The following is a 24,825-nucleotide window of genomic DNA, read 5'->3' as shown; positions in this document are numbered from 1 at the left end:
CGCCCCTATTGTTTGTTGGTTCCCCCCCTCCCTGGACTGTTTGAGCTCCCCCCCGTCCGGCGATTGAGGACACGCCCGCGGGATGCCCGCGGCGGCGGGTCCCCGGGTCAGGAATCGCTGGGGCGGCAGCGACGTACGTAGTAGCCGTAGGTCAGTACCAGCACCAGCGGCCCCCACAGCATCCCCGGGGTGATGCACACCTTCGCCAGCGTGCTCCACCACTCGTTGGCGTACCCGGCCGGTTCCAGGCCGAACGCGCCGAACCAGGAGAGCAGCGTCGGCGCCCAGAAGGCCGTCGCGCACAGGCCGCCGATGGTGGCGATGGTGATCACGACGCGGGGCCGCAGGTGCTTGCCGCCGATGACCGGGAGCCACGAGGGGGCGACCTCGCCCCAGCCACGCACCAGCCCGAAGCAGAGCAGCGCCAGCCCTTCCGTGAGCACGCTGAGCCCGAAGACGTAGGGGATGGAGATCCACGGCGACGGCATCTCCCCTTCGACGTTCAGCCCCATTTCGAAGTCGAAGGCGAACGGCAGGCGCCACAGGCACTGCGGGAGCAGCAGGAGGGGAATCGCGTGGGCGGTGAGGTTCGCCCATCTCGGGACGGGCCGCTCGGTGCGGAGGGGGGTCCCGGCCGGCTTGCGTGCGCTGATCGTGGTGGTGGTCACGGGACCTATCCTGTTCGGTTCCCGTCGGCCGGGCGTCGGCTCCACGGGCGATCCGCCTCCCCCATATGGCGGAGGCCCCGATCACTCCCCGGGAGCAGGGATTCCGCCGACCGCCGGGGCACGGCCCCCGGCCTCGAACCGGTCCAGCGCCGGCCCCTTAGCCCGGAGGAAGCGGCACCGCCGGAGGCCGTCAACCGCCCGCGCACGACCGCCCGCCGACCTCCGGCGATCTCCAACTCACCTGCCGGGGCGGCCTATTGGAACAGCTCAGGCGGGCGGTACGGCCTTGACACCCCCATTGGTACAGTCCAATATCCCGATTGTCCCGTCCCGTTCTCGCGGGCACCGGCACCATCGGAGGTATCCACCCATGCTGTCCCACGGGCGCGGCGGACGACTGAACCGGCTGACGCACGCGGTGCTCCAGCCCGGCTTCGAGGGCACCGAGGCCCCGGACTGGGTCCGCCGCCGGATCGCCGACGAGGGCCTGGCCGCCGTCGTGCTGTTCGGCCGCAACATCCGCGACCCCGAGCAGGTCGCCCGGCTGACCACGGCGCTCCGCGCGGAGAACCCGGACCTGATCATCGCGATCGACGAGGAGGCCGGGGACGTCACCCGCATGGAGGCGTGGACGGGCGCCTCCCGCCCCGGCAATCTGGCCCTCGGCGCGGTGGACGACGTGGCGCTGACCGAGACCGTCGCCCATGACATCGGACGCGAGCTGCACGCGGCCGGCGTCTCCCTCAACTACGCGCCGAGCGCCGACGTCAACTCCAACCCCCGCAACCCCGTCATCGGCGTACGGTCCTTCGGCGCCGCCACCGACCTGGTCGCCCGGCACACCGCCGCCTGGGTCCGGGGCCTGCAGTCCGCCGGTGTCGCCGCCTGCGCCAAGCACTTCCCCGGTCACGGCGACACCGCCGTCGACTCCCACCACGACCTGCCGCGCGTCACGGCCTCCGCCGAGGAGATCGCGGCGACCGCCCTGCCACCGTTCACCGCCGCGATGGAAGCGGGCGTCCGGGTCGTGATGACCGGCCATCTGCTCGTTCCCGCCCTCGACCCGGAACTCCCGGCGACCCTCAGCCCTCGCATTCTGGTCGACCTGCTCCGGGGCGAACTCGGCTTCGACGGCCTGGTGGTCACCGACGGCATCGAGATGAGCGCGGTGACCGGCCGCTACGGCATCGACGGTGCGACGGTGCGGGCCCTGGCGGGCGGCGCCGACGCCGTGTGCGTCGGCGGCGAGAGCGCGGACGAGACCACCACCGAACTCCTCGCCTCCGCCCTGGCCGAGGCCGTGCACGACGGCACCCTGCTGGAGGAGCGGCTGGCGAAGGCGGCGTCCCGGGTCGCGGAGTTCGCCGCCTGGTCCGGCGGACGCTCCCGGTCCGCCGCGACGGCCGACGGGGTGCGCTCCGACATCGGCCTGATCGCGGCCCGCCGCGCCCTGCGCGTCTCCGGCCGCCCGGACACCCTGCCGCTGCCGGCGGACCCGCACGTGGTCGAGCTGGCCCCCACCTCGACCCTGGCCATAGACCGGCGGACCCCGTGGGGCGTGGCGGGCCCCCTGCGCGCCCTGCGCCCCGGCGCCACGTCGGTCCGGCTCACCCAGCCCGACCTGACCGCCGACGCGGCCGTCCTGGACCGCACCGCCCTGACGCCCGCGACCGGCCGCCCGCTCGTCGTCGTGGTCCGCGACGCCGCCCGGCACGCGTGGATGTCGGAAGCCCTGACCCGCCTGCTGGCCGGCCGCCCGGACGCCGTCGTCATCGAAATGGGCGTCCCCGGCACCACGACCCCCGGCGCGCTCCACCTCACGACCCACGGCGCGACCCGCGTCTCGGGCCAGGCCGCGGCGGAACTCCTCGCCGGAGCAGCCGATTTCGCACCCGCCGAGAACTGACACCGACCGGCTGCGCAGGCCGGTCGCCGCCTCTCAGCTGCCGGCGGGCGGTGCGTCGACGGTGAGTGCGATGTCCAAGGTCACGCCCTCCGGCGTGGTGAGGCGGAGGGTGTACGTCCCGGGATGCGCGTCGGTGTGGATTTCCGGCAGGACGAGCACGCCGTCGGCGCCCGGCGGAGAAAGCGTGAGGCTTCGCACCGGAGTACCGCCGCTGCCCGCGCCCGTGAAGTAAGGGCCCACGGGGCTCTCCGCCGGGTTCTCCTTGCTGACGATCACCGTGGCGGTGACCCTGGTCCCGGCCGCGGGCTGCCCGTAACGGGTCGCCTTGACGCGCACGGCGTCGGAGAACGAGCTGCCGCTCGGCGCATGCGGAGGCTGCTCGCCGACCAGCTTCAGCGTGTCGGCCGTGGCAGTGGGCGACAGACGCAACGTCACCCGGAACTCGACGGCCGGGGCGGGCTCGCCCGGCACGCTCGCCTTGATGCCGAGGCTGCCGGGCTTGGCGCCGGAGAGCAGCAGTGGTGCGACGGCGATGCCCTGGGCGTCGGTGGTGACGGTCACCACCTGGGCTCCCTTGGGGAACCGTGCGCGGGTCTCGCCCACGATCTCGTAGGTGACGCCCTTCCGGGCGACGGCTTGACCGGCGGCGTTCGTGGCCCGGACCTGAAAGCGCCGGCCGAGCTCCTGCTCCGTATCGGCCTGAAGGTTTCGTCCACCGACCGGTTCGAGATACCGCACGAGGCGTGGGTCCGGCTTGGGGGCGGGCTTGCCGTCGGGCTTCGGCTTGACGGCTCCGCCGGGGCCCGGTTTCTTCCCGGTGACGGGTGACGTAGCCGTCGGCCCGCCAAGACGGCGGACGGTGGCTCCCCCGGTGACCGGGACCCTGTTCGTCCGGGAGACGATCGGCAGGGGATGCGCATCGGCGGCCGGGTCGGGTCGGTAGGGGGTCGCCGGGGTGTCGTCGGGAATGGCGGTGGCCTTGCCGCCTTCGTAGGTGTGCATCCAGTCCAGCACGGCGTTCACGTACTCGCGCGAGTTGTTGTAGCTGAGGACGGCCTTGTCGAGGTCGCCCGCGACGGCCAGGTCCCTGTCCCCCGCGCAGAGGTAGCGCCCGGTGCCCAGGGCGGCATCGTAGATGTTGTTGGGATCCTTCACCCCGTCACCGTTGCCGTCGGCACCCCAGGTGGCCCAGGTGGAGGGGATGAACTGGGTAGGTCCAACGGCCCGGTCGTACTCGGTGTCACCGTCCCAGCGACCGCCGTCGGTGTCGCGGATCAACGCGAACCGCTGACCGTCGAGGCGAGGCCCACGGATGGGCTTGGCCGTGGAACCGTCGGACCGCAGACCGTAGCCGGAGGCGTGGACGGACTCGATCCGGCCGATGCCCGCCACCAGCTCCCACGGCAGGTGACAGACCGGCTGGCTCGAGGTCACTGTCCGTGCGGCCTTCTTGTAGGCGTCCAGCGCGGTGGCGGGGATGCCCGTGACCTCGCTGGACGGTGCGTCGCCGACGCTGCTCTTCCGCAGGTCGGGCAGGCTCAGATTCGGCACACCACGGGGCCGGGCCCCCTGCGAACCGGCACCCGCGTCGCTGGCGTCGGCGGTGAGCGGACCACCCACGGCCGCCGTGGACAGGGAAGCAACGAGGACGATCCCGCACAACCCCTGCCGGGTGCGGCTGACAAGGCGGGCGGGGACGAGCTTCATAGGGGTACGGGGTCCTTGGTTCGCTACGGACAGGGGTGTGGGGGCCGACGCCCGAAGGTGTCGGCCCCCACGGGGAATCAACCGGCTCAGCCGACGAGCTGCACCTCGCCGTGCGTACCCTCCGCGTCCACGCCCGGGTAGTAGCTGACGTTGCCGTCGTTCCACCGGATGAGGATGTCGTTGGGTCGGACGTTGGCCGCGAAGGCACCCACGGTGAGTACCTGACCGTTCTTCCACGCGGAGTCCACCGGACGGATCCGGGTGCGGCCGTGGTACCCGGCGGTGTCGACGCCGGGGAAGACGGTCGTGTCGCCGTCGTTCCAGCGGATGACCAGATCGGCGGTCTTCTTGCCGGTGAACTCACCGGAGCTGATCTGTGCCGCGTTCTGCCAGCCCTTGTCGGCGTTGGTCAGCTGGGACTCCTTGCGGACACCGTTGGTGTCGGTGTCGGAGTACATCGAGGTCGATCCGTCGTCCCACAGGACGAGCAGGTCGTCGCGGAGCGCGTTGTCGGTGTAACGGCCGGCCGTGATGAGGCGGGCGCGCTTCCAGGTGTCGCTGTAGGCGAGGGTCTTCTCGTCGTGGACGCCGTTCTGGTCGACGTGGGTGTACGTCGACAGCTTGCCGCTGGCCCAGCGCACGGTGATCCCGTCACTGCCGCTGCCGGTGAAGCCGCCACCGGTGACGGCTCGGGCGTCCTTCCAGTAGCTCCCCTTCTCGGCAACCTTGTACTCGGCGGAGAAGGGGTACTTGGGGTCGTTGTGGTCGGCACCCTGGTAAAGGCTGGCCGAGCCGTCGGCCCAGACGACGAACAGGTCCATACGGCGCTTCCCGCCGGCCGAGCCACCGGTGAAGTAGCCGGACGCCATGTGGGTGGCGTTCTTCCAGTTGGCGCGGGCGAGGAGGGTGCGGGAGGAGGTTTGCTGGACCCAGCCGGCGACATCGTCCACGCGGGCGTCCACCGCGCTGGTACGGGTCTCGGTTTCATCCGTGCCCCAGCAGCCACCGTGCGAAGAGGTGATGTTGACGCCGGCCAGCTCGACCCGGCCATCCTTCTCCCGGAACGCCGGCCCGCCGGTGTCACCCTTGCAGACGGCCGCGTCGGCAGAGCTACCGGCCATGTCGAGCGTGGTGTCCGACGTGGATCCCACCGTGAACGCGCCGGTGTGCAGGCGCTCGGGTGCCCACTCATCCTTGGTGCGGCCGAAGCCGGTGACGCGCAGCTCGTCCCCCTGCCTGGGTGCGGCGTCGCTCACAGCCACCGGGATGACACCGGTGACCGGGCTGGCGAGCTTGACCATCACGAGATCGCGGTCACCGCGCGGTACGAGTTCGACGGCGTCCACCACGGAGCCGGACCCGGTGCTGAGATCGGTACGCCCCACGGTCACTGCGGTCTTCTGCTTGGGCGCCCCGCCGGTGATCCGGAAGCCCTGCGAGGGGTCGTCCGCGAAGCAGCTGGCAGCGGTGAGCACCCACTGCTGCTCGACCAACGCACCGGTGCAGCTGCGTTTGCCTCCACCGATGTCGACCTTCGCCGTGAAGGCGTACTGCCCGCTCTTGGCCTCGTCGCCGACGACGGCGTGCGCCTGCGTACCGGTCAGTACACCGGTCGCGACGGAGCTTGCGAGAAGTCCTGCTATCCACGCGGTACGCGGACCCTTGCCAGACATGTTGTTTCCTCGAGAATTCTTGGTCGAGCATCCGAGACGCGGATGGGCGTCTCCTGCGGAACGGCTGGTGTCGCTACTTGTTGGCGACGATCTCCAGGAGGGTGAAGTCCCGCTCCTTACCCGGATCTGAGGTCTCCCCGACCGGTGTCCAGGTGTTCTTCTTGAGGTTCCAGGACTTCTCTTCGGCATCCGTGACCATGTTGACGCGCACTGAGTAGTCATTGCCCTTGGCCCCATAGACCGCGGGAACCTCCAGGCTCAGGTAGCCCTGCTTTCCGGTGACGCGGAAACAGAAGATGCCCTTCCCCTTCTTCTCCTCCATGTCCCGCGCTCGCACCTCGATCAGGCCCGGGCGGCTGCCGCATTCGGCGAGCACTATGTGCCCGTCACCCCTCTTCAGCTTGATTCCGCGCTCTTCGAGGATCTTGCCGGCCTGCGGGTATTCGAAGTCCTCCACAGCCGACGACTGCGCGGCAACCGGGGGAGTGTCCTTCCCTTCGACGGCGACTGCGGTGGTGGTTCCGGTCAGCGCCGTGGCACTGACGACTACTCCGGCGGCAGCGCCTGCGGCAAGCAGTCGAGAAATCAACCTCATGGGTTCTTCGTCCTCGTAATCAAAGCAGTGGGAAACGCGCATGCGGAAACGCGCACGCATGCCTGCCCGGCGAGGAACCGGGGTCGCGAGGCTCCCCGGTCGCCGTTGTCTGTATCTGACGGCGCGGTAACTGCCCCGAGGTTCGGACTGGCGGAGCTATTGATATCACTTGAGACGGTGTGTCCGAAAAATGGAGCTGACACGCCATCACTTCCAAGAAGACCGGAAGCGTCACGTCCGACCGAATGGAGACGATCAACGAGTATCAATACCACAAAGATGGATGCGACACCTAAAGCACCTTTAGTTGATCTTGCACCCTTCAGGCGGATCGCTTCAAAGCTCCGTGATGCCCGTTTTCGCGATATATGATCAACCGGCGTGTCGGCAGCAACTGCCGTCGCATGACGGATCCGTAGTGGTCCGGCGTAGCTTCGAGGGAAAATGATCAATAAGAGAAAGACGTCGCCCCGTGCGGCTAGAGCGCGTTCCACGGGCCTGATATCCACGGCCCTCGCGCTCGCCACGGGAGTACTGGCCACATCAGTCATGGGAGCGGCCCCGGCCACGGCCGAGCCTGCCGATCCGACCACGACCAGCGAACGGGCCCAGACCCTCGAACTGTGGCTCACCGGAGGCAGAGCCACCAAGGCGGCTGCGGAGAAGGCACTCGTCGGCTCGGACGAACAGGTGAAGGACTTCCTGAACAACAGGAAGAAGGTCGTTCTGGAAGAAGACGACCGAGTCGCGGTCATACGGCTGCTGGGCGAAAGCGGAAAGGGAGTCCGGACTGCTGCGGAGAAGGCCCTTGACGGTTCCGCCGAGGATCTGCGGAAGTTCCGGGAGTCGGGTTGGAAGGCTCCTTGGGAGGATGACCTGCGAGTCTCCGTCCTGACCCTCATGAACGTAGGGGACCGGGGAGTCAAGCGCGCCGGCCAGAAGGCGATGGACAAGGGCACCGTCGACGCGCTGCGGGATTTCATCCTGGAGGGTCGGGGCAAGGCTCAGGAGGAGGATGACCGCGTCACCGCACTCAAGATCATTTCCTCTGGTACTCCGCAGGTGCAAAAGGCCGGCGAGGAAGCCCTCGACGGTTCCCCGGCCGACGTCCGCGAGTTTCTGGACAACGGCCAGCACCTCGCCCGCGCGCGGGACAAGGAGCAGATGACGATCGCCCAGCTCGCCGACGCGGCCAAGGCGGCAGGGAAGAAGGCACGCGAGGAGACAGACGCGGCGAAGGAGGCCGCAGCGCGCGCGGTGGCCTCGGCGAAAGCGGCGAAGGAAGCCGCGCTGCGAGCGGCTGCGGAAGCCAAGCAAGCCAAGAATTCATCGGAGCGGGCAGCGGACGCGGCCGGTCGGGCGGCGGACGCCGCCAGCGCGGCCGCCGATGCCGCGCAGACCGCCATCGCGGCGGCCAACGAGGCCCACTCCGCGGCCAGGGTCGCCGCGAACGCGGCCTCCGCCGCGGCATCCCTCGCTGCGGCCGCGGGCGAAGCCGCATCACGCGCCTACCAGTCGGCGAACGCGGCGGCTGCGGACGCAGGCCAAGCCGGAGCGGCACGTCAGGCCGCCAAGGAAGCCCGTGACGCGGCCGCCAAGGCAGAAGACATGATCGAGGTTCTCGGGCAGACCATGGCGGCGGTGGGTGAGTCCATCCAGGCGGCCAAGTCGGCTGCCAGTGCCGCGGCCCACGCCGCCGGCGCCGCCGAGGCGGCCGCGGAGGCCGGGGGTTACTCGGAGGCATCGGGAGCAGAGGCACGCCGCGCCAACGCAGCCGCCGCCCGAGCCCGCGAGGCGGCCGCCACAGCCAACAGCGCCGCGAATTCCGCCGAGTCTCTGGCGAGCGAAGCCGCCTCCGCAGCCCGCGAGTCCCGCGAGGCGGCACGCGACGCCGCCGCGCACGCCCGGGCGGCGGCCAAGGCGGCCGACGAGGCGGCCGAGCATGCCGGGCAAGCCGCGAAGGATGCCAAGAAGGCGAACGAGCACGCCGACGCGGCCGCCAAGGCAGCGGATACGGCGGCCGGTGCGGCCAAAAAGGCACGTGACGTCGAAGCGACCGCGCGCAAGACCGAGGCCGCGATGCTGGAAGCCAACAAGGCCAAGGCAGTCCAGGCGGCGACCGCGCTGCGCAAGGAGTTCGAAGAGCAGCAGTCCCTGGCCTCCGAGGACCAGGCCGAAGCCGTCCGGATGGACGCTGAGACGCAGAAGCTGCTCGGCGACGCCGTCAAGCCCGGCACCGACACGAAGGCAGCCGTGGCCATGGGCCGGAAGGCGGCCTTGCGACTCGCGAGCGTCGGCGGCCCGTGGACCCAGGAAGCCGCATCCGCCGCGCTGGCCGGCACCGACGCCAACGTCCAGGAATGGCTGCGCAACGGACAGCAGCTCGCTGCCACCGCGGACGACCGGGCCCGTGTGGCGCACATGGCCGACTCCGACAAGCCGAAGCTGAAGAAGGCGGCGTCAGCTGTGATCGCCGGCACCGGCAAGGAGGTTCAGGAGTTCCTGCGCAACGGCCAGTACGCGGCTCAGGCCGACGACAACCGGGCCGCGATCCTGAAAATCATGAACACGGGCGGCCGGGCCCTGCAGAAGGCCGGCAGCGCCGCGATCGACGCAGACACACCGGAGGCGTTCGAGGAATTCCTGCGGTCCGGTCAGTACAAGGCGTTCGAGGAAGACGACCGCGTCGCGACCCTCAAGCTGTTGAACAGCGGCGGCCCTTATGTGAAGGCATCGGCCGAGATCGCACTTGCGGGGCCACCTCCCCTGATGCGTTCGTTCGTCGCCGTGGGCCAGTACAAGGCCGCCAAGCGGGACTATGAGACGGCGGTCCACGTGGCCGGAGTCCAGCGCCTCGTCGCCGACGCCGCCCGCTCCGCGTCACTGGCACGGCAGAACGCGGCCAAGGCCGCTGAAGCCGCCGCCATTGCCAGCGGTGCGGCCAAAGACGCGGCGGGCTACGCCGAACAGGCGAAGAACTCCGCCCAGGAAGCGCAGGGTTACGCCGACAAGGCGCTTGAGTCGGCCAACCAGGCTGACGCCTCGGCCGAAAGCGCGGCCCGGTCCGCCAAGCAGGCACGCAGTGCCGCCGACGCCGCCGCGAACGATGCCAAGGAAGCCAGCGATTCTGCGGCCTGGGCCGACTACTCGGCCAGCAAGGCTGCCGCATACGCGAGTGACGCCTACTCTTCCGCGGCCAGTGCGCAGAGTTCGGCCGTCGCCGCAGGTAAGGACGCCCAGGAAGCGGCCAAGGTCGCGACTCAGGCCGTCACTTACGCCCAGGAGAAGATGTTCAAGGAGTTCTTGGCCCTCTTCGGCGGCAAGGGAACGGATGGGGTATCCATCACGGGCAAGGGGAATTCCAAGCCTGCCAGCGACCAGGCCGACGAGGTCAAATATGGCTCGGCCGGACTCTGGGACCGCTTCTGGAACACGGAGTCCATTGCCAAGGAGATCGGCTTGGCCGAGGTCGGCGCCTGCGGCGGCGGATTCCTTCCGCTGAGTTGCGGCCTCTTCACGCACTGGGTCATGCAGTCCGGCAACACGTACAGGCTGGACTCCGGAGACATGGGGAAGATATATAACAACCCTGGCTTCAAGAACGTAATCAACGGAAACCTCGCCTACTTCGCCGAGGAAGCAGCCAAGAAGTGCACGGGCGGCGCAGGTTCGACGTGCAGCCTCAACGTCGACTCCCTGTGGAAGTCACACAGCTTCCCGAGGTCGAGTGGAGATTTGTTCTTCGCTCTTCGCGGTCTGAACTACCGAGTGTCGGGAAACCTCAAGGGCACTGTGGGGAACGACGGCAAAGTCAAGCTGAGTGGCGACTACCGCCTCGACGTCGACAAGCGCTACAACTTCGATTCCGACGAGAGCTTCCCCCTTGTCGCAGGGGCACGGCTCTCCCTGGGCCCCTTTGCGCGAGCACCGAAGTACAATCTGGGCCGCCACTTCAACATCCAAGGCAGCAAGACGGCGCACCTCGACTAGATCCGGCTTTCGCCGGATCCGACCTACCGGCCAAGGCCGCCGATCCACCAAGGAGAAACCATGCGGGCATGGCCCCCGGCACCATCGGGAAGGACTCGGCGAACCCGTAAGGCAGGAGCCGTAGCGGCCCTGTCCGTCCTCTCCGCCATTACCCTTGCCGGGTGTTCACAGGGTGAGAAGGACTCCAGGGCGTACCCCGGCAGCCCTGCCGGGGAAAGCCTGGAGGAGGTTCTGAAGTCGTTCGATCTCAAGCTGCCGACATGTGACGTACAGAAAGTCGGATTCTCGGGTTCCGCACAGCGCGGGGAAGAGAGCCTCAGTCTGAGCTTTCGCGCCCCGCAGGCTTGCCTCGACCGTTTCCTCAAGGAATACGATATCGATGTCAAGAATCCGTCACATTGGCCTTTTGGCGCCTGGGCCAACACCCAGGACGGCCAGAAGATCTCACCGACCGAGCCGCCATTTCTCGAAAAGGATATGAAGCGGTTCGGCTGGAAGCTCGATCCGAATAAGCAGTATGACTTCTTCGGTGATGCCACATCACCGAACGGTGCTCGATTCCAGGTTCTGGTGGATCGTCGCGTAACACCGCAGACGATCTATATGAAGTCCACGTCTACACCACAGTGACGAACGGATACTTCGGAGTCCGTTGAGGCCCTCCGCCCCTTCGAGGAGGAGGGCCTCACCGCCGGAGGCGCTGCCTACGTCGCAGCCGCTAGGGTCAAACGCGCGTCCCGTTCAGTCCATGGCATGGGTGCAAGAATGATCATCTCTTACCGGAATTTCAACGCAAAAGACTTGCGGGGACGTTCGCTGGGAGAACTGCTCGTCCACATCGAAGCGGACATGAGGATCACCGATGGTGATCGTGTGATCTACTCTGAATCGCTCTTTCCCGTGGCCGAGCTGGCCATGGAGTTGGCCACCTGGCTCATGCAGTCAAGCCATGGGGATTTCGACTTCGATTCGATGTCCTTCGAGGAGATCGGTTCGGTTCGCATCACAGAACGCCAGGGAGGGCGGTCCGTGGGCTCCATTTTCGAGCCTGAATCATGGAGCCGCCCTGTGGGGTGGGAAACTCTCACGGGCGAGATCGACCGCTTCGTGAGATCTGTGCGGAACGACACCGAGGCGATGGGGATCGACGCGGGCTTTATCCCCGACACAAGTCGCACCCAAAAGCCTACATAAGAAGCGTGATCGACCGATACATGAAAAGGAACTCGGTGACACAGGGCATTGAGTACGTCTGCCGCGTGTGCGGTTACGCCTACGCCGAGCCGACATGGGCCCACGGAAGCGGAAGTCAGGACCTCTGCCTCTGCTGCAACGTCCAATTCGGCTACGAGGACGGTTCGCTGGAAGCCGTTCGGGAGTACCGGAAGCTATGGACGGCCAAGGGCCATCAGTGGGCCTATCCATCGAAGCAGCCGCCCGGCTGGGACATGCGGAAGCAGTCGGAGAACATCCCGGCCGAGTGGCGATGACCAGCGCTTCCGAGGACGTCTGCCGCGTCTGCGGATACTCCGACGGTGGAACCTTCCGGGAGGACGGCTGGCCCGTCGGCACCATCTGTAACTGCTGTGGCACCGAGGCCGGCATCGGGGACACGACGCCGGAGCAGGTCCGCGAGATACGTGAGCACTGGGTGGAGCACGGCGCGCAGTGGTGGGCGCCGAAGTACCGGCCCGAGGGCTGGAAGCGGGAGCGGCAGGCGTCCGCCCTCCCTCCCCAGTGGCGTTGACGACGACGTTGCCATACCGATATGCGGACAGGGGGTGACGCCCAGTAGCACCCTCCCCTAGATTCCCTGCGCATCACGCAGTGATCACACAGGGGGGAGTCACCACATGACGGAACCACCAACCGAACCACCCGCCGAACCCGCCGAGCCCGCCGGGGCACCCGCGCACGTGCCTCAGCAGTCGGCGACGTCACCGGAGTTCGGACACCAGGGCGGCCGTACGGCAACCGCCGTCACCGTGCCCATGGTCGTCGCGGGGGTGTGCCTGGCCATCCCCTTCGGCGCGATGCTGTGGGTCGACTCCTACTCCCGGCTCACTCCCACCTTCATCGGCATGCCGTTCTTCTACTGGTACCAGATGCTGTGGGTCATCCTCTCGACCGTGCTCACCGTCGTCGCGTACGTGATCGTGCGGCGCCAGGAGCGCGTCCGCAAGGGGGGTGAGCGGCGGTGAAGGACGGCGTGAACGGCGTGGCACTCGCCGTCTTCCTCTTCTTCTTCCTGGTCGTCACGGTCATGGGCTTCGTCGCCTCCCGGTGGCGGCGCGCGGAGAACGCGAACAATCTCGACGAGTGGGGGCTGGGCGGGCGCTCGTTCGGCACCTGGGTGACCTGGTTCCTGCTGGGCGGTGACCTCTATACCGCGTACACCTTCGTCGCCGTCCCGGCGGCGATCTACGCGGGCGGCGCGGCGGGCTTCTTCGCGGTGCCGTACACCATCCTCTGTTATCCCCTGGTCTTCACCTTCCTGCCCCGGCTGTGGTCGGTCGCGCACAAGCACGGCTACGTGACCTCCTCGGACTTCGTGCGCGGCCGGTTCGGGTCCAAGGGGCTGTCGCTGGCCCTCGCGCTCACCGGCATCCTCGCGACGATGCCGTACATCGCGCTCCAGCTGGTCGGCATCCAGGCCGTGCTGGACGTGATGGGCGTGGGCGGCGGGTCGAACTGGTTCATGAAGGACCTGCCGCTGCTGATCGCCTTCGGCGTGCTGGCGGCCTATACCTATTCCGCCGGGCTGCGGGCGCCGGCGCTGATCGCCTTCGTCAAGGACGCGCTGATCTACATCGTGATCATCGTGGCGATCGTCTACATCCCGATCAAGCTCGGCGGCTTCGACGACATCTTCGCGAAGGCGGGCGAGGCGCTCGCGGCCGAGAACCCGGCGACCGGCAAGCCGCGCGGCTCCCTGGTGACCGGTCCGCAGGCGCAGTGGGCGTACGCGACGCTCGCCCTCGGGTCGGCGATGGCGCTCTTCCTCTATCCCCACTCGGTGACGGCCGTGCTCTCCAGCCGGAGCCGTAACGTCATCCGCCGCAACACCACGATCCTGCCGCTGTACTCGCTGATGCTCGGGCTGCTGGCGATCCTCGGCTTCATGGCGCTCGCCGCCGGGGTCAAGGTCAAGAACGGCCAGCTGGCCATCCCGCAACTCTTCGAGAACATGTTCCCGGACTGGTTCACGGGCGTCGCGTTCGCCGCGATCGGGATCGGCGCGCTCGTCCCGGCGGCCATCATGTCGATCGCCGCCGCGAATCTGTTCACCCGCAACATCTACAAGGACTTCATCAAGCCGGACGCCACGCCCGAGCACGAGGCGAAGGTCTCCAAGCTCTCCTCGCTGCTGGTGAAGGTCGGCGCGCTGGTCTTCGTGCTCACCATGGACAAAACGGTCGCGATCAACTTCCAGCTGCTCGGCGGCATCTGGATCCTGCAGACCGTCCCGGCCCTGGTCGGCGGGCTCTTCACCCGCTGGTGCCACCGCTGGGCGCTGCTCGGCGGCTGGGCGGCCGGAATGGTCTACGGCACCTGGCGGGCCTACGCCACGCCGAGCGCCACGCAGGACCACTTCGGCAACACCAACCTCATCCCGCTGATCGGTGAGAAGGGTTACATCGGCCTCACGGCCTTCGTCCTCAACGTCCTCGTGGTGATCGTCCTCACCTTCGTGCTCAGAAAGCTCGGCGCGCCGGACGGTGTGGACGAGACGAAGGCGTCGGACTACACCGCCGACGCGGGCGACCCGGGCGTGGTGGAGAAGCTTCCGGCGGCCACCGCCGGAGCCCCCGGCGGCCACTGACCCCGACGCCCCCGACCGCGCCTCTGAGGCCGCCGCTCCCCGACGAACAGGGGGGCGGCGGCCTTCGCCGTGCGGGCGCCGCCGAGGCGCTCGCAGAGGCCCTCCGGAGGGCCTTCGCGCGGGGCCGCGAAGGGCCGTGACGGGGGCTCACGCCAATAGGGATTCGAGGTCCAACACCCGGGCGCTCTAGCACATTCCGCACCCAGCTCATTACCGCGCGACACAAGATGTGGGGGCGCGTACGAGTGGCAGCACTAGATGTATGCTCGTCCTCGCTGTCGCCGCAGGGGAATCCGGTGGAAATCCGGAACTGTCCCGCAACGGTGTATGTGTGCGGTTTTACGTACCCAAGAGTCCGAGGACCTGCCGACAGCGCGCCCGCCTCCGAGCCACCACTCGGAACAGGGCGTCGAATTCGTCCGGGTCTCGCGGGTTGGGCCGGTGGACGCTGCGTGGCATGCCCTGGTGCAGGGGTGCGCCCGTACGCGCCCGTCGCGCCCGCCCGCCCGGCCCACACCACTGCCGAGCGAGGGAGAGCCCCACGTGACCATCGCGCCCGCCGATCCGGTCTCAGCGACAGCGGAAGCGACCGGCGGCCCCGGGACCGCGCTGCTGCGCACCCTGACCGACCTCACCGCCGATCTGCCCGCCACCGACCCCGGCAAGGTCGCCGCCGCCGCGCTGCGCGGCCGGCACCCGGGTTCGGACGAGGCCGAGCTGCGGTCCCTGGCCACCGAGGCCGCCGCCGGGCTCATCGCCGAGGAGCCGGAGTACTCCCGGCTCGCCGCGCGACTGCTCACGCGGGCGATCGCCGACGAGGCGGCCGGACAGGGCGCCCTCTCCTTCTCCGCCTCCGTCGCGGTCGGCCACCGCGAGGGTCTGATCGCCGACGAGACGGCCGCGTTCGTCGTCACCCACGCCGAGCGCCTGGACGCCCTCGTGGACGCCGCGCTCGCCGACGGCGCCGACGACCGCTTCGGCTACTTCGGCCTGCGCACCCTGCACAGCCGCTATCTGCTGCGTCACCCCATCACCCGCCAGGTCGTCGAGACCCCGCAGCACTTCCTGCTGCGCGTGGCCTGCGGCCTCGCCGAGGACCAGTCGACGCGGGCCCTGGACGACGTGGCCGAGCTGTACCGGCTGACCAGCACGCTCTCCTACCTGCCGTCCTCCCCCACGCTGTTCAACTCCGGTACCCGGCACCCGCAGATGTCCTCCTGCTACCTGCTGGACTCGCCGCTGGACGAGCTGGACTCGATCTACGACCGCTACCACCAGGTGGCGCGGCTGTCGAAGCACGCCGGCGGCATCGGCCTGTCCTACTCGCGCATCCGCTCGCGCGGCTCGCTGATCCGGGGCACCAACGGCCACTCCAACGGCATCGTGCCGTTCCTGCGCACGCTGGACGCCTCCGTCGCCGCCGTCAACCAGGGCGGCCGGCGCAAGGGCGCGGCCTGTGTCTACCTGGAGACCTGGCACGCGGACATCGAGGAGTTCCTGGAGCTTCGCGACAACACCGGTGAGGAGGCACGCCGCACGCACAACCTCAACACCGCGCACTGGATCCCGGACGAGTTCATGCGCCGCGTCGAGGCGGACGCCGACTGGTCGCTGTTCTCCCCCGCCGACACCCCCGAGCTGGTCGACCTGTGGGGCGACGCGTTCGACGCCGCCTACCGCAAGGCCGAGGCCGACGGCAAGGCGATCAAGACGATCCCCGCGCGCGTGCTGTACTCCCGGATGATGCGCACCCTCGCGCAGACCGGCAACGGCTGGATGACGTTCAAGGACGCCTCCAACCGCACCGCGAACCAGACCGCCGAGCCCGGCAAGGTCGTCCACTCCTCGAACCTCTGCACCGAGATCCTCGAGGTCACCGACGACGGCGAGACGGCCGTCTGCAACCTCGGCTCGGTCAACCTCGCGCAGCACCTCGGTGCCGACGGCGAGATGGACTGGGAGAAGCTCGACCGCACCGTCCGTACGGCCGTGACGTTCCTCGACCGCGTCGTGGACATCAACTTCTACCCGACCGAGCAGGCCGGGAACTCCAACAGCCGCTGGCGCCCGGTGGGCCTCGGCCTGATGGGCCTCCAGGACGTCTTCTTCCGGCTGCGGCTGCCCTTCGACTCCGCCGAGGCGAAGGAGCTGTCCACCCGGATCTCCGAGCGCATCATGCTCGCGGCGTACGAAGCCTCCGCCGACCTCGCCGAGCGGCACGGCCCGCACCCGGCGTGGGCCGCGACCCGCACCGCGCGCGGTGTGCTGCACCCCGACCACTACCCGAACGCCGAGCAGCGCTGGGCCGACCGCTGGGACGCGCTGCGCGCCCGGATCGCGAAGACGGGCATGCGCAACTCGCTGCTGCTCGCCATCGCGCCGACGGCCACTATCGCCTCCATCGCGGGTGTGTACGAGTGCATCGAGCCGCAGGTCTCCAACCTCTTCAAGCGCGAGACGCTCAGCGGTGAGTTCCTCCAGGTCAACACCTACCTGGTGGAGGACCTCAAGCAGCTCGGCGTGTGGGACCGCACCACGCGGGACGCGATGACGGACGCCAACGGCTCGATCCAGGACATGAACTGGATCCCCAAGGAGGTGCGCGACCTCTACCGCACCGCCTGGGAGATCCCGCAGCGCGCCCTGATCGACATGGCCGCGGCCCGTACGCCGTACCTGGACCAGAGCCAGTCGCTGAACCTCTTCATGGCCTCGCCCACCATCGGCAAGCTCAGCTCGATGTACGCGTACGCCTGGAAGCAGGGCATCAAGACGACGTACTACCTGCGCTCGCGTCCGGCGACCCGGATCGCCCGCTCGGCCGGCGCCGCCGCCACCATCCCCGTCCAGCAGGCCCCGGCGCCCGACGCCGACGCCGTCGCCTGCTCCCTTGAGAACCCCGAGTCCTGCGAGGCATGCCAGTAATGTCGTCCGAACAGAAGAACCTGCTCGACCCGGGCTTCGAGCTGACGCTGCGCCCGATGCGGTACCCGGACTTCTACGACCGCTACCGCGACGCGATCAAGAACACCTGGACGGTCGAGGAGGTCGACCTCCACTCGGACGTCGCCGACCTCGCCAAGCTGTCCCCGGGCGAGCAGCACATGATCGGCCGCCTCGTCGCGTTCTTCGCGACCGGCGACTCGATCGTGGCCAACAACCTCGTCCTCACGCTGTACAAGCACATCAACTCCCCCGAGGCGCGGCTGTACCTGTCGCGGCAGCTCTTCGAGGAGGCCGTGCACGTCCAGTTCTATCTGACGCTGCTGGACACCTACCTCCCCGACCCGGACGACCGTGCCGCCGCCTTCGACGCGGTCGAGAACATCCCCTCGATCCGCGAGAAGGCCCAGTTCTGCTTCAAGTGGATCAACGAGGTCGAGAAGCTGGACCGGCTGGAGACGAAGGCCGACCGCCGTCGCTTCCTGCTGAACCTGATCTGCTTCGCGGCCTGCATCGAGGGCCTGTTCTTCTACGGCGCCTTCGCCTATGTGTACTGGTTCCGCAGCCGCGGTCTGCTGCACGGCCTGGCGACCGGCACCAACTGGGTCTTCCGCGACGAGACCATGCACATGAACTTCGCGTTCGAGGTCGTGGACACCGTCCGCCAGGAGGAGCCCGACCTCTTCGACGACGAGCTCCAGCAGCAGGTCACGGACATGCTGCGGGAAGCCGTCGAGGCGGAGCTGCAGTTCGGCCGCGACCTGTGCGGCGAGGGCCTGCCGGGCATGAACACCGAGTCCATGCGCGAGTACCTCCAGTGCGTCGCCGACCAGCGCCTGCAGCGTCTGGGCTTCGCACCGGTCTACGGCTCGGAGAACCCGTTCTCCTTCATGGAGCTGCAGAACGTCCAGGAGCTGACCAACTTCTTCGAGCGCCGCGCGTCCGCGTACCAGGTGGCGGTCGAGGGCTCGGTCGCCTTCGACGACGAGTTCTGATCAAAACCAGCCTGTCCGGCGATTGAGGACGCGCCCGCAGGGCGCTCGCCGCCGCAGGCGGCAAAGACACGACGAGGGCCCCGCTCGGTAGGAGCGGGGCCCTCGTCGTGCTATCAGTCGTTCGGAACGATCTCGTAGCGCGGCGTGCCCTCGGCCATCTGCTGGAGGGCATCCTTGCGCTCGCGCTTGGAGAGGCGGTCGATGTAGAGCCGGCCGTAGAGGTGGTCGGTCTCGTGCTGGAGGCAGCGGGCGAAGTAGCCGGTGCCCTCGATCGCGATCGGGTTGCCCTTCGCGTCCTGGCCGCGCACGACCGCGTAGTCGGGGCGGGCCAGCGAGGCGTAGGCGGTGGGGACCGACAGACAGCCCTCGTTGGAGTCGTCCAGGACACGGCGGTCGGCCGGCAGCTCGTCGAGGACCGGGTTGCAGATCACCCCGGTGTGCCGGACGCCCTCGTCGTCGGGGCAGTCGTAGACGAAGACCTTGAGGTCCACACCGATCTGGTTCGCGGCCAGGCCCACGCCCTCGGCGGTCCGCTGGCTGGCGAACATGTCGTCGATCAGCTGGGCGAGCTTGTCGTCGAACTCCGTGACGTCCTTGCACTCCCGGTGCAGCACGGGGTTGCCGACGACGGTGATCGGACGGGAGGTGCCGCGCTCACGGTACGCGAGCTCGCGCGCCTCGCAGTCCTCGGTGTCCACGATGAACTCGCCGTTCACCGGCTGCTCGCTCTCATGCTGCGCCATGTTGGCCGTATGCCTCTCTCAGAACCCGGAAAACTCGTATCCCGCAGGATCCCTACAGAGTACGGGGGTCACGACGGGCGCCGGGGCCCACGGCGGGCCTCCGCTCAGCAGACCTCTTCGAGATCCCGCCATTCACGGGAATCGGGACTGTCGGCGACCCAGCCGTCCAGCAGGCCGCGCACCAGCCCGGCGGGGGCGGCGATCCCGGCCTCGCGCTCGGGCACCCACAGCGAGCCGGAGCCCGCCGTGCGGTGGCCCAGCGGGCCCGGGTGGCCCGGCTCGCTGTGGTCGTGCGGGTCCAGGTGCTCCCCGTCGCCCTCGTCACTGGGCATCCGGCTCTCCGAGCAGGTGCGGCACAGCAGCCGCACCGAGGAGGACCAGTCCTCCGCGGCGAAGCCCGCGTCGGCCGCGAGCCGCTCCAGGGCGTCCCGGTCGGCCTCGGTCGCGGCCTCCAAGAGCACCACCCAGGTGGGTACGGGTGAGGGGGCCCACAGCTCGATCTCGTCGAAGACCGGGTAGGAGGGGCCCGCCGCGGTGACGCGCTCACCGTGCGGGACACCGTCGTGCAGCACGACCTCGCCCCAGCGGCGGCCGGAGGACGGCAGCGGGATCGACAGGACCTCCATCCGGGCCGGGTCCAGCCGGCGGCCCCAGACGACCTCGGCCTCGCCCTCGGGGGAGAGCCGCACGGCCGCGCTGCCCAGCTCCATGCCGACCGGCTCACCGGCCGGGCTGCCCTCGCCGGGCACCCGCAGCCCGTACGCCTGCCAGGCGCGCCGGGCCAGCGGCCAGTCCTGGAGCGCCGTCGCGGCGATGCCCACGTTCCACCAGTCGGGAGCGCCCGTCTCGCGGTCGAGCAGCGCCACGGCCCGCAGACCCGCGGCGCGGGCCTGCTCCCAGTCGTGCCGGAACTTGTGGAGCAGCGCGAGGTTGAACCAGGACTCGGACAGCCACGGCTCCATGTCGGCGGCCCGTGTCAGCAGCGCGCCCGCGTCCTCGTACCGGCCGTCGCCGATGAGTGTGAACGCGCGGTCGGTGGCCTGCCGCCACGAGGCGGAAGGCCGGTGCCGTACCTTGCCGAAGATCCTCACGATTCCCGCCTGCCGGTTTCTGCGTGCAACCACGCCGGATCGCCCTGGTGGCGGCCGCCGTCCTCCCTGACGACAACCTGCCACACCTCATGTGCCGCGGGGAGCGGCGCCCATCAGACCTCCTTGCCGACGGCGGCGCACACGACACCCCCCGGTCCCGCTTTTTCTTCGTCTCTCGCATCCAACCATGCCCCTTTGGACGCTCGCTCATTACCCGTGGGTTCAGCGGGCTAGTCAAGGTTTGCCGGACTATCGGGGGCCGGCGGATGCGGGGGCGCGCCGCGCGAGCACCCGGGCGAGCGCCTCCACCACCCGGGGCTCGTGGTCGTACGCGGTGGCCAGCCGGAGCCGCTCCAGCGCGCGCAGGGGCCCGCGCGCCCGGTCACCGGTCGGATCGTCGCAACGGTCACTCCTGCCGGAGGGGCCGGAGGGGCTGTGGGGGCCGGTGGGGTCGGAGGCGTCGTAGCAGTCGTAGGTGTCGTCCCGGTCGTAGGTGTCGTACGCGCCGACGGTGGTGACGATCCGGGCGGCGAGCGGCTGGGCCCGGTACGGCTCCCCCAGGCTCTCCAGCGCCGCGGCGACCTCGGCGGGCACCTCGGCCCGTCGGGCCACGGCCCCGGCGAGCAGTGCGGCGCGGCGCCGCTCCGCGGGCGGCGGCGGGCCGGGCAGGGCCAGCCCGCCGACGTCGCGGAGCAGGGCCGTGTGCTCCACCACCGCGAGCTGCGCCGCGCTCAGACCCAGCTCCCGTCCGACGGCCCGGCCGAGCGCCGCGACCCGGTGGGACCGTCCGGCGGGGACGTGGCCCGCGATCTCCGTGGCCCGGGCGAGGGCGGCGACACTCTGCTGCCGGACGGCCCGGACGGCTTCCTCGCGACGGGCCCCGAGCTGGGCGAGCAGCAGCGGCGGGCCCAGGAGCGGCAGCGTCCACAGCCCGGCGGTCCCGACGGCCGCCGCGATCACCACCCCGGTCGCGTGGATCGCGGCGCCCGGGCCTCGCACGGCCCGCAGCTCGGCGCGCAGGGCCCGGCCGTACCGGCCGCCGGTGCGGGCCCGGGCGAGCGCGGCGGCGAGCACGGCGTCCCCCAGGGTGCCGAGCGCGAGGAGCGACAGGAGGTAGAGCACGTAGGACGGGCCGTGGCCGGGCCACCGGTCCAGGGCGCCGGTGTGGTGCGGCGGCTGGAAGCACACGGCGGTGAAGGCGGTGGTCAGCACGCGGCGGGCCAGTTCGTCCAGCTCGGGCGGCCGCCCCGCCGTCCCCGCGAGGGTGGCGGCGAGCACGACGGCGACGACCTGCGGGACACCGTGCGCGGCGGCCCGGCTCCCGACCTCGCCGAGCAGCGCGTACGCGAGGGCCCCGGCGGCCCCGACGGGCGCGGGCCGCCGGGGCGGTGCGGTCTTCCCCTCCCGGTGCGGCCGCCACACCGCCTCACCGAGCGCGATCAGCGCCCCGCACGCGAGCGCCACCCGTGGCTGCGCCACCCCGTGCCACGCGGTCCACCCCACCGCCAGCACGGCGACGGCCCCGGCGACGGCGTGCACCCCCCGCACGAACCGCCGGCCGGCGGAGGTGGCGCGCTCGGCGGGTGCGGCGGGCCACAGCCGCTGCCGGGCCCACGGCCCGTCGGCCCCGGGCGGCCACGCGCCCGCCGCGCTCCGGCCCGTCGCACCGGGCCGTGTTCCGCCCGTGCCCCTTACCGGCGGACCCTCCGGTTTCGGCCGTGTCCCGCGTCCGCCGGGGTCCGTCGGGGCGGGCGCGGAGAGACGCGGCGGCCAGGGCGCCGCTTCCCCGGGCGGGGACGGATGGCCGGCCGGGGCCGTCGTGCCCTCCACGTCGGCCGGGTGGACGCCGGTGCCCGGGCCACGGGCCCCGCGGCCGGTCACCGCCGGCCCCCACGTCCCATGGCCGGATCCGCACTACAGGCCGAAGGGACGTTTCGGCTGGTGGAAAAGGCCAGGTCGGAGAGCTCGGCAGCGGCGATGGGGCGCCGGCCCGGGCGGTTCAGGGCGCGGGTGAGGGCGGCGACCATACGGGGATCGAAGTGGGAGCCCGCGCACCGGTGGAGTTCGGCCAGGGCGACGGGGACCGGGCGGGCGCGGCTGTAGCCGCGGTGGGAGGTCATCGCGTCGAAGGCGTCCGCGACGGCGACGACCCGGGCGAACTCCGGGATCTGATGTCCCGTCAGCCCGTGCGGATAACCCGTGCCGTCCAGCCGCTCGTGGTGGTGCAGGATCGCCGCCCGCGCCTCGTCCAGGAAGGCGATGCCGCGCACGAGTTCGTGGCCGTACTCCGGGTGGAGTTCGATGACGCGGCGCTCCTCGGGGGTGAGCGGCCCCTCCTTGCGCAGCAGCCGGGTGGGGACGCCGATCTTGCCGATGTCGTGCAGCACCCCCGCGAGACGCATCGCCTCCAGCCGTTCACCGGTCATGCCCAGCTCGCGGGCGATCAGCACCGAGGCCCGCCCGACGCGCTCGCAGTGGGCCCGGGTGTAGCGGTCCTTGAGGTCGACGGCCTGCACCAGCGCCCGGACCGCGGCCTGCTGGGCGGCGCGCTCCCGCCGGCCACTGTCCAGGAGCCGGCCGGAGAGGGCCATGGGCAGCAGCACGAGCGGGGCCGCCGCCGGCCCGTACGGTCCGTGCCACAGGATCACGGCCAGCAGCGCGGCCGGACCGTGGAAGAGCGCGGGCCCGAGCGTGCCGGAGACCAGGCCGCGCCAGGCCTCGTGCGGCGGGCGGTGCTCGGCGGTGTTCCGGATCGCCCCGTCGAGGACGGTGACGACGAGAGCGCAGACCAGGGCGGCGGCGAGAGCGGGCGGCAGCGCGTACGGCCCGGGGGGCCCGGGCCGGGCGAAGACCGGGGAGGCGGTCAGCGCGGCGAAGACGTACGAGGCGGCGCTCGCGGCCAGCGCGTGCTGGGCCGCGTGCCACAGGCGGCGCGTGGTCACGGGGGGCCGCTCGACCCGGCCGGCGAGCGCCCCCGGCACGGCGACGAGCGCGGCGGCGGCCGGCGGCAGCACGAACGCCGCGGTGAGCAGGGCGGGCAGGACCAGGGACCGGCGCGGCAGCCGCTCGGCGGCCACGCCGACCACGGCGAGCAGGGCGACCGCCGCCCAGGGCACGTCGGCGCCGGCCCGCGTCGCGGGGGCGGCGCACAGTGCCGCGGCGAGTACGGCGCCCGTGACCAGGGCGCGCGCCGTCGCCGGAAGTGCCCACATGGCGCGTCCTCCCCGTCCACTCAGGCTTGCCCGTGGATGGGGAGAATAGGCGCGTATACGGCCGGAGAACGGCGCAACGGGGGATTGCCCGGCCCGTATCCGCCGGATGCACACCTTCGGGTGATGATCCCCGGCGTGGGGGTTTGCCCGGCGGGCCGTGGTGGTGTGCTCCGTCCCGGTACGGGCACGAAGCGGAACGCGATCCGGACGGGGAGCGGGAGGGGCGCGGGAAGGGGAGCCCACCGGTCGCCCGAGGGGGGTTCAGTCCCGCGAGACCGCGTCCGCGGCGGCGGCCTCGGCCTCCCGGGCCTCGGTCACGACGTCCTGTTCGGGCAGGGTCTCACCGGCGCGGATCATCTCGATCCGGCCCATGACCTTCGACCGGAGGTCGGCCGGGACGTCGTCGTGGCCGCAGCAGCGCTTGACGAGCTTCTTCACGGCCTGCTCCAGCCCGTACTTCTCCAGGCACGGTGAGCATTCGTCGATGTGCACCTCGAATTTGGCGCAGTCACCGTCGGGCATCTCGTGATCGAGGAACTCGTAAAGATGGTCGAGGACTTGAGAGCAGTCCGTCTCGTGCGGGTCTCCGCAGCTCATGAGTCCGAGCCTTTCCGATTGTGCGACTCGTCGGAGCCCTTCGCTCCGGGGGTGGCCCCGGCCGGGACCAGTCCCCGCTCGCGGGCGTAGTCCTCGAGCATTCCGCGCAGCTGACGACGGCCCCGGTGCAGCCGGGACATGACCGTACCGATGGGCGTACCCATGATGTCCGCGATCTCCTTGTACGCAAAGCCCTCCACGTCCGCGAGGTAGACCGCTATGCGGAATTCCTCGGGGATGGCCTGGAGGGCCTCCTTGACATCGGAGTCGGGAAGGTGGTCGAGCGCCTGGGACTCGGCGGAGCGCAATCCGGTCGACATATGCGACTCGGCGCGCGCGAGCTGCCAGTCCTCGATCTCCTCGGAGGCGCTGCGCAGCGGCTCACGCTGCTTCTTGCGGTACGAATTGATGAACGTGTTGGTCAGAATGCGGTACAGCCACGCCTTGAGGTTCGTACCGTCACGGAACTGGTGGAACGAGGCGTAGGCCTTCGCGTACGTCTCCTGGACCAAGTCCTCCGCGTCAGCGGGATTGCGCGTCATGCGCAGGGCGGCCGAGTACATCTGGTCGAGGAAGGTGAGGGCATCCCGCTCGAAACGGGCATTGCGCTCGACAGCGCTCTCCGTGGGCTGCCGCTCCTGGCTGTCATCCGTCCCCGCGTCGGTCCCAGTGACCGGACCCACCTCCTCCAGCACAGTGGCGGAACCGGATACGGACCCGCTCGAATCGGAGAATAGACGACGATCCGGTGCGCCCGCCGCTCCAGCCAGGGCCGGACGGGCCACGCGCAGCACCGACCATTCGAGGTCGGCCGACTGCGGGCGGGACGGGCAAGCGATCGAACCCATGCGGGGAACTCCCAATCCTCTGCTCTACCGGTAC

At 70.1% G+C, this 24,825-nt stretch carries 20 protein-coding genes and 1 riboswitch; of the genes, 10 read left to right on the top strand and 10 right to left on the bottom strand.

Annotated features, from left to right (window positions below):
* Positions 1-107: 107 nt before the first annotated feature.
* A complete protein-coding gene (locus ACZ6MA_RS15575; protein ID WP_469434060.1) occupies positions 108-668 on the bottom strand; it encodes a hypothetical protein in 561 nt (186 codons plus the stop codon).
* A 370-nt stretch (positions 669-1,038) separates the two neighbouring features.
* Here ACZ6MA_RS15575 and ACZ6MA_RS15570 point away from each other — a divergent pair, with 370 nt between their 5' ends.
* A complete protein-coding gene (locus ACZ6MA_RS15570) occupies positions 1,039-2,574 on the top strand; it encodes a glycoside hydrolase family 3 protein (protein WP_469434059.1) in 1,536 nt (511 codons plus the stop codon).
* Between the two features lie 33 nt (positions 2,575-2,607).
* Here the strand turns inward: ACZ6MA_RS15570 and ACZ6MA_RS15565 are convergent, their stop codons facing one another.
* From ACZ6MA_RS15565 to ACZ6MA_RS15555, 3 genes are all read right to left on the bottom strand, one after another.
* On the bottom strand, positions 2,608-4,281 hold the full coding sequence (locus tag ACZ6MA_RS15565) for a lytic transglycosylase domain-containing protein (RefSeq protein ID WP_469434057.1): 1,674 nt from the start codon (positions 4,279-4,281) through the stop codon (positions 2,608-2,610).
* Between the two features lie 86 nt (positions 4,282-4,367).
* Positions 4,368-5,954 (bottom strand): S1 family peptidase, encoded by a 1,587-nt coding sequence (locus tag ACZ6MA_RS15560; RefSeq protein WP_469434055.1) that lies wholly within the window; start codon positions 5,952-5,954, stop codon positions 4,368-4,370.
* Between the two features lie 73 nt (positions 5,955-6,027).
* Entirely contained in the window at positions 6,028-6,549 is a 522-nt protein-coding gene (locus tag ACZ6MA_RS15555) for a hypothetical protein (protein WP_469434054.1), read from the bottom strand.
* A 549-nt stretch (positions 6,550-7,098) separates the two neighbouring features.
* On the opposite strand from ACZ6MA_RS15555, the gene ACZ6MA_RS15550 reads away from it, so the two are divergent.
* The 9 genes from ACZ6MA_RS15550 (at position 7,099) to ACZ6MA_RS15510 (ending at position 18,300) form a co-directional block, all read left to right on the top strand.
* Positions 7,099-10,539: an ALF repeat-containing protein gene (locus tag ACZ6MA_RS15550; RefSeq protein ID WP_469434053.1), complete on the top strand. Its 3,441-nt coding sequence runs from the start codon at positions 7,099-7,101 to the stop codon at positions 10,537-10,539.
* A 60-nt stretch (positions 10,540-10,599) separates the two neighbouring features.
* Positions 10,600-11,169: a hypothetical protein gene (locus tag ACZ6MA_RS15545; RefSeq protein ID WP_469434051.1), complete on the top strand. Its 570-nt coding sequence runs from the start codon at positions 10,600-10,602 to the stop codon at positions 11,167-11,169.
* Positions 11,170-11,304: 135 nt separating this feature from the next.
* Positions 11,305-11,733 carry a DUF7878 domain-containing protein gene (locus tag ACZ6MA_RS15540; RefSeq protein WP_469434049.1) on the top strand — a complete coding sequence of 143 codons (429 nt, stop codon included), beginning with the start codon at positions 11,305-11,307 and terminating at the stop codon, positions 11,731-11,733.
* Between the two features lie 35 nt (positions 11,734-11,768).
* Positions 11,769-12,029: a hypothetical protein gene (locus ACZ6MA_RS15535; RefSeq protein ID WP_469434048.1), complete on the top strand. Its 261-nt coding sequence runs from the start codon at positions 11,769-11,771 to the stop codon at positions 12,027-12,029.
* A complete protein-coding gene (locus ACZ6MA_RS15530) occupies positions 12,026-12,286 on the top strand; it encodes a hypothetical protein (protein WP_469434047.1) in 261 nt (86 codons plus the stop codon). The genes ACZ6MA_RS15535 and ACZ6MA_RS15530 overlap by 4 nt, the downstream gene beginning before the upstream one ends.
* Before the next feature lie 106 nt (positions 12,287-12,392).
* A complete protein-coding gene (locus ACZ6MA_RS15525; protein WP_469434045.1) occupies positions 12,393-12,740 on the top strand; it encodes a DUF3311 domain-containing protein in 348 nt (115 codons plus the stop codon).
* Positions 12,737-14,362 (top strand): monocarboxylate uptake permease MctP, encoded by a 1,626-nt coding sequence (gene mctP, locus ACZ6MA_RS15520; RefSeq protein ID WP_469434043.1) that lies wholly within the window; start codon positions 12,737-12,739, stop codon positions 14,360-14,362. The genes ACZ6MA_RS15525 and mctP overlap by 4 nt, the downstream gene beginning before the upstream one ends.
* Before the next feature lie 275 nt (positions 14,363-14,637).
* Positions 14,638-14,735: riboswitch (adenosylcobalamin-variant (AdoCbl-variant) riboswitch) on the top strand.
* 170 nt (positions 14,736-14,905) lie between these two features.
* The gene (locus tag ACZ6MA_RS15515; protein ID WP_469434042.1) at positions 14,906-17,287 is read left to right on the top strand and encodes a ribonucleoside-diphosphate reductase subunit alpha; all 2,382 of its coding nucleotides are present in this window, start codon (positions 14,906-14,908) and stop codon (positions 17,285-17,287) included.
* Positions 17,278-18,300, top strand: coding sequence for a ribonucleotide-diphosphate reductase subunit beta (locus ACZ6MA_RS15510; protein WP_469434040.1), 1,023 nt, complete (start codon positions 17,278-17,280; stop codon positions 18,298-18,300). Before ACZ6MA_RS15515 ends, ACZ6MA_RS15510 begins: the two co-directional genes overlap by 10 nt.
* A gap of 113 nt (positions 18,301-18,413) precedes the next feature.
* Here ACZ6MA_RS15510 and def read toward each other — a convergent pair whose 3' ends face one another.
* The 6 genes from def to ACZ6MA_RS15480 all read right to left on the bottom strand — a co-directional run bounded on the left by def (position 18,414) and on the right by ACZ6MA_RS15480 (position 24,626).
* A complete protein-coding gene (gene def, locus ACZ6MA_RS15505; RefSeq protein WP_469139308.1) occupies positions 18,414-19,043 on the bottom strand; it encodes a peptide deformylase in 630 nt (209 codons plus the stop codon).
* Between the two features lie 104 nt (positions 19,044-19,147).
* Positions 19,148-20,134 (bottom strand): tetratricopeptide repeat protein, encoded by a 987-nt coding sequence (locus ACZ6MA_RS15500; protein WP_184732785.1) that lies wholly within the window; start codon positions 20,132-20,134, stop codon positions 19,148-19,150.
* Between the two features lie 249 nt (positions 20,135-20,383).
* Positions 20,384-22,015, bottom strand: coding sequence for a metal-dependent phosphohydrolase (locus ACZ6MA_RS15495; RefSeq protein ID WP_469434037.1), 1,632 nt, complete (start codon positions 22,013-22,015; stop codon positions 20,384-20,386).
* Positions 22,012-23,346, bottom strand: a complete 1,335-nt coding sequence (locus ACZ6MA_RS15490) for an HD-GYP domain-containing protein (protein WP_469434036.1) — start codon at positions 23,344-23,346, stop codon at positions 22,012-22,014. Before ACZ6MA_RS15490 ends, ACZ6MA_RS15495 begins: the two co-directional genes overlap by 4 nt.
* 261 nt (positions 23,347-23,607) lie before the next feature.
* Positions 23,608-23,943, bottom strand: a complete 336-nt coding sequence (gene rsrA, locus ACZ6MA_RS15485) for a mycothiol system anti-sigma-R factor (RefSeq protein ID WP_469434034.1) — start codon at positions 23,941-23,943, stop codon at positions 23,608-23,610.
* Positions 23,940-24,626, bottom strand: coding sequence for a sigma-70 family RNA polymerase sigma factor (locus tag ACZ6MA_RS15480; protein WP_469434136.1), 687 nt, complete (start codon positions 24,624-24,626; stop codon positions 23,940-23,942). The genes rsrA and ACZ6MA_RS15480 overlap by 4 nt, the downstream gene beginning before the upstream one ends.
* Between the last annotated feature and the right edge of the window lie 199 nt (positions 24,627-24,825).

The sequence above is a fragment of the Streptomyces sp. NPDC042259 genome (assembly GCF_055582085.1).
Note: the sequence above shows the minus strand (reverse complement) of the source record. Positions and strands in the feature narration are given on the sequence as shown.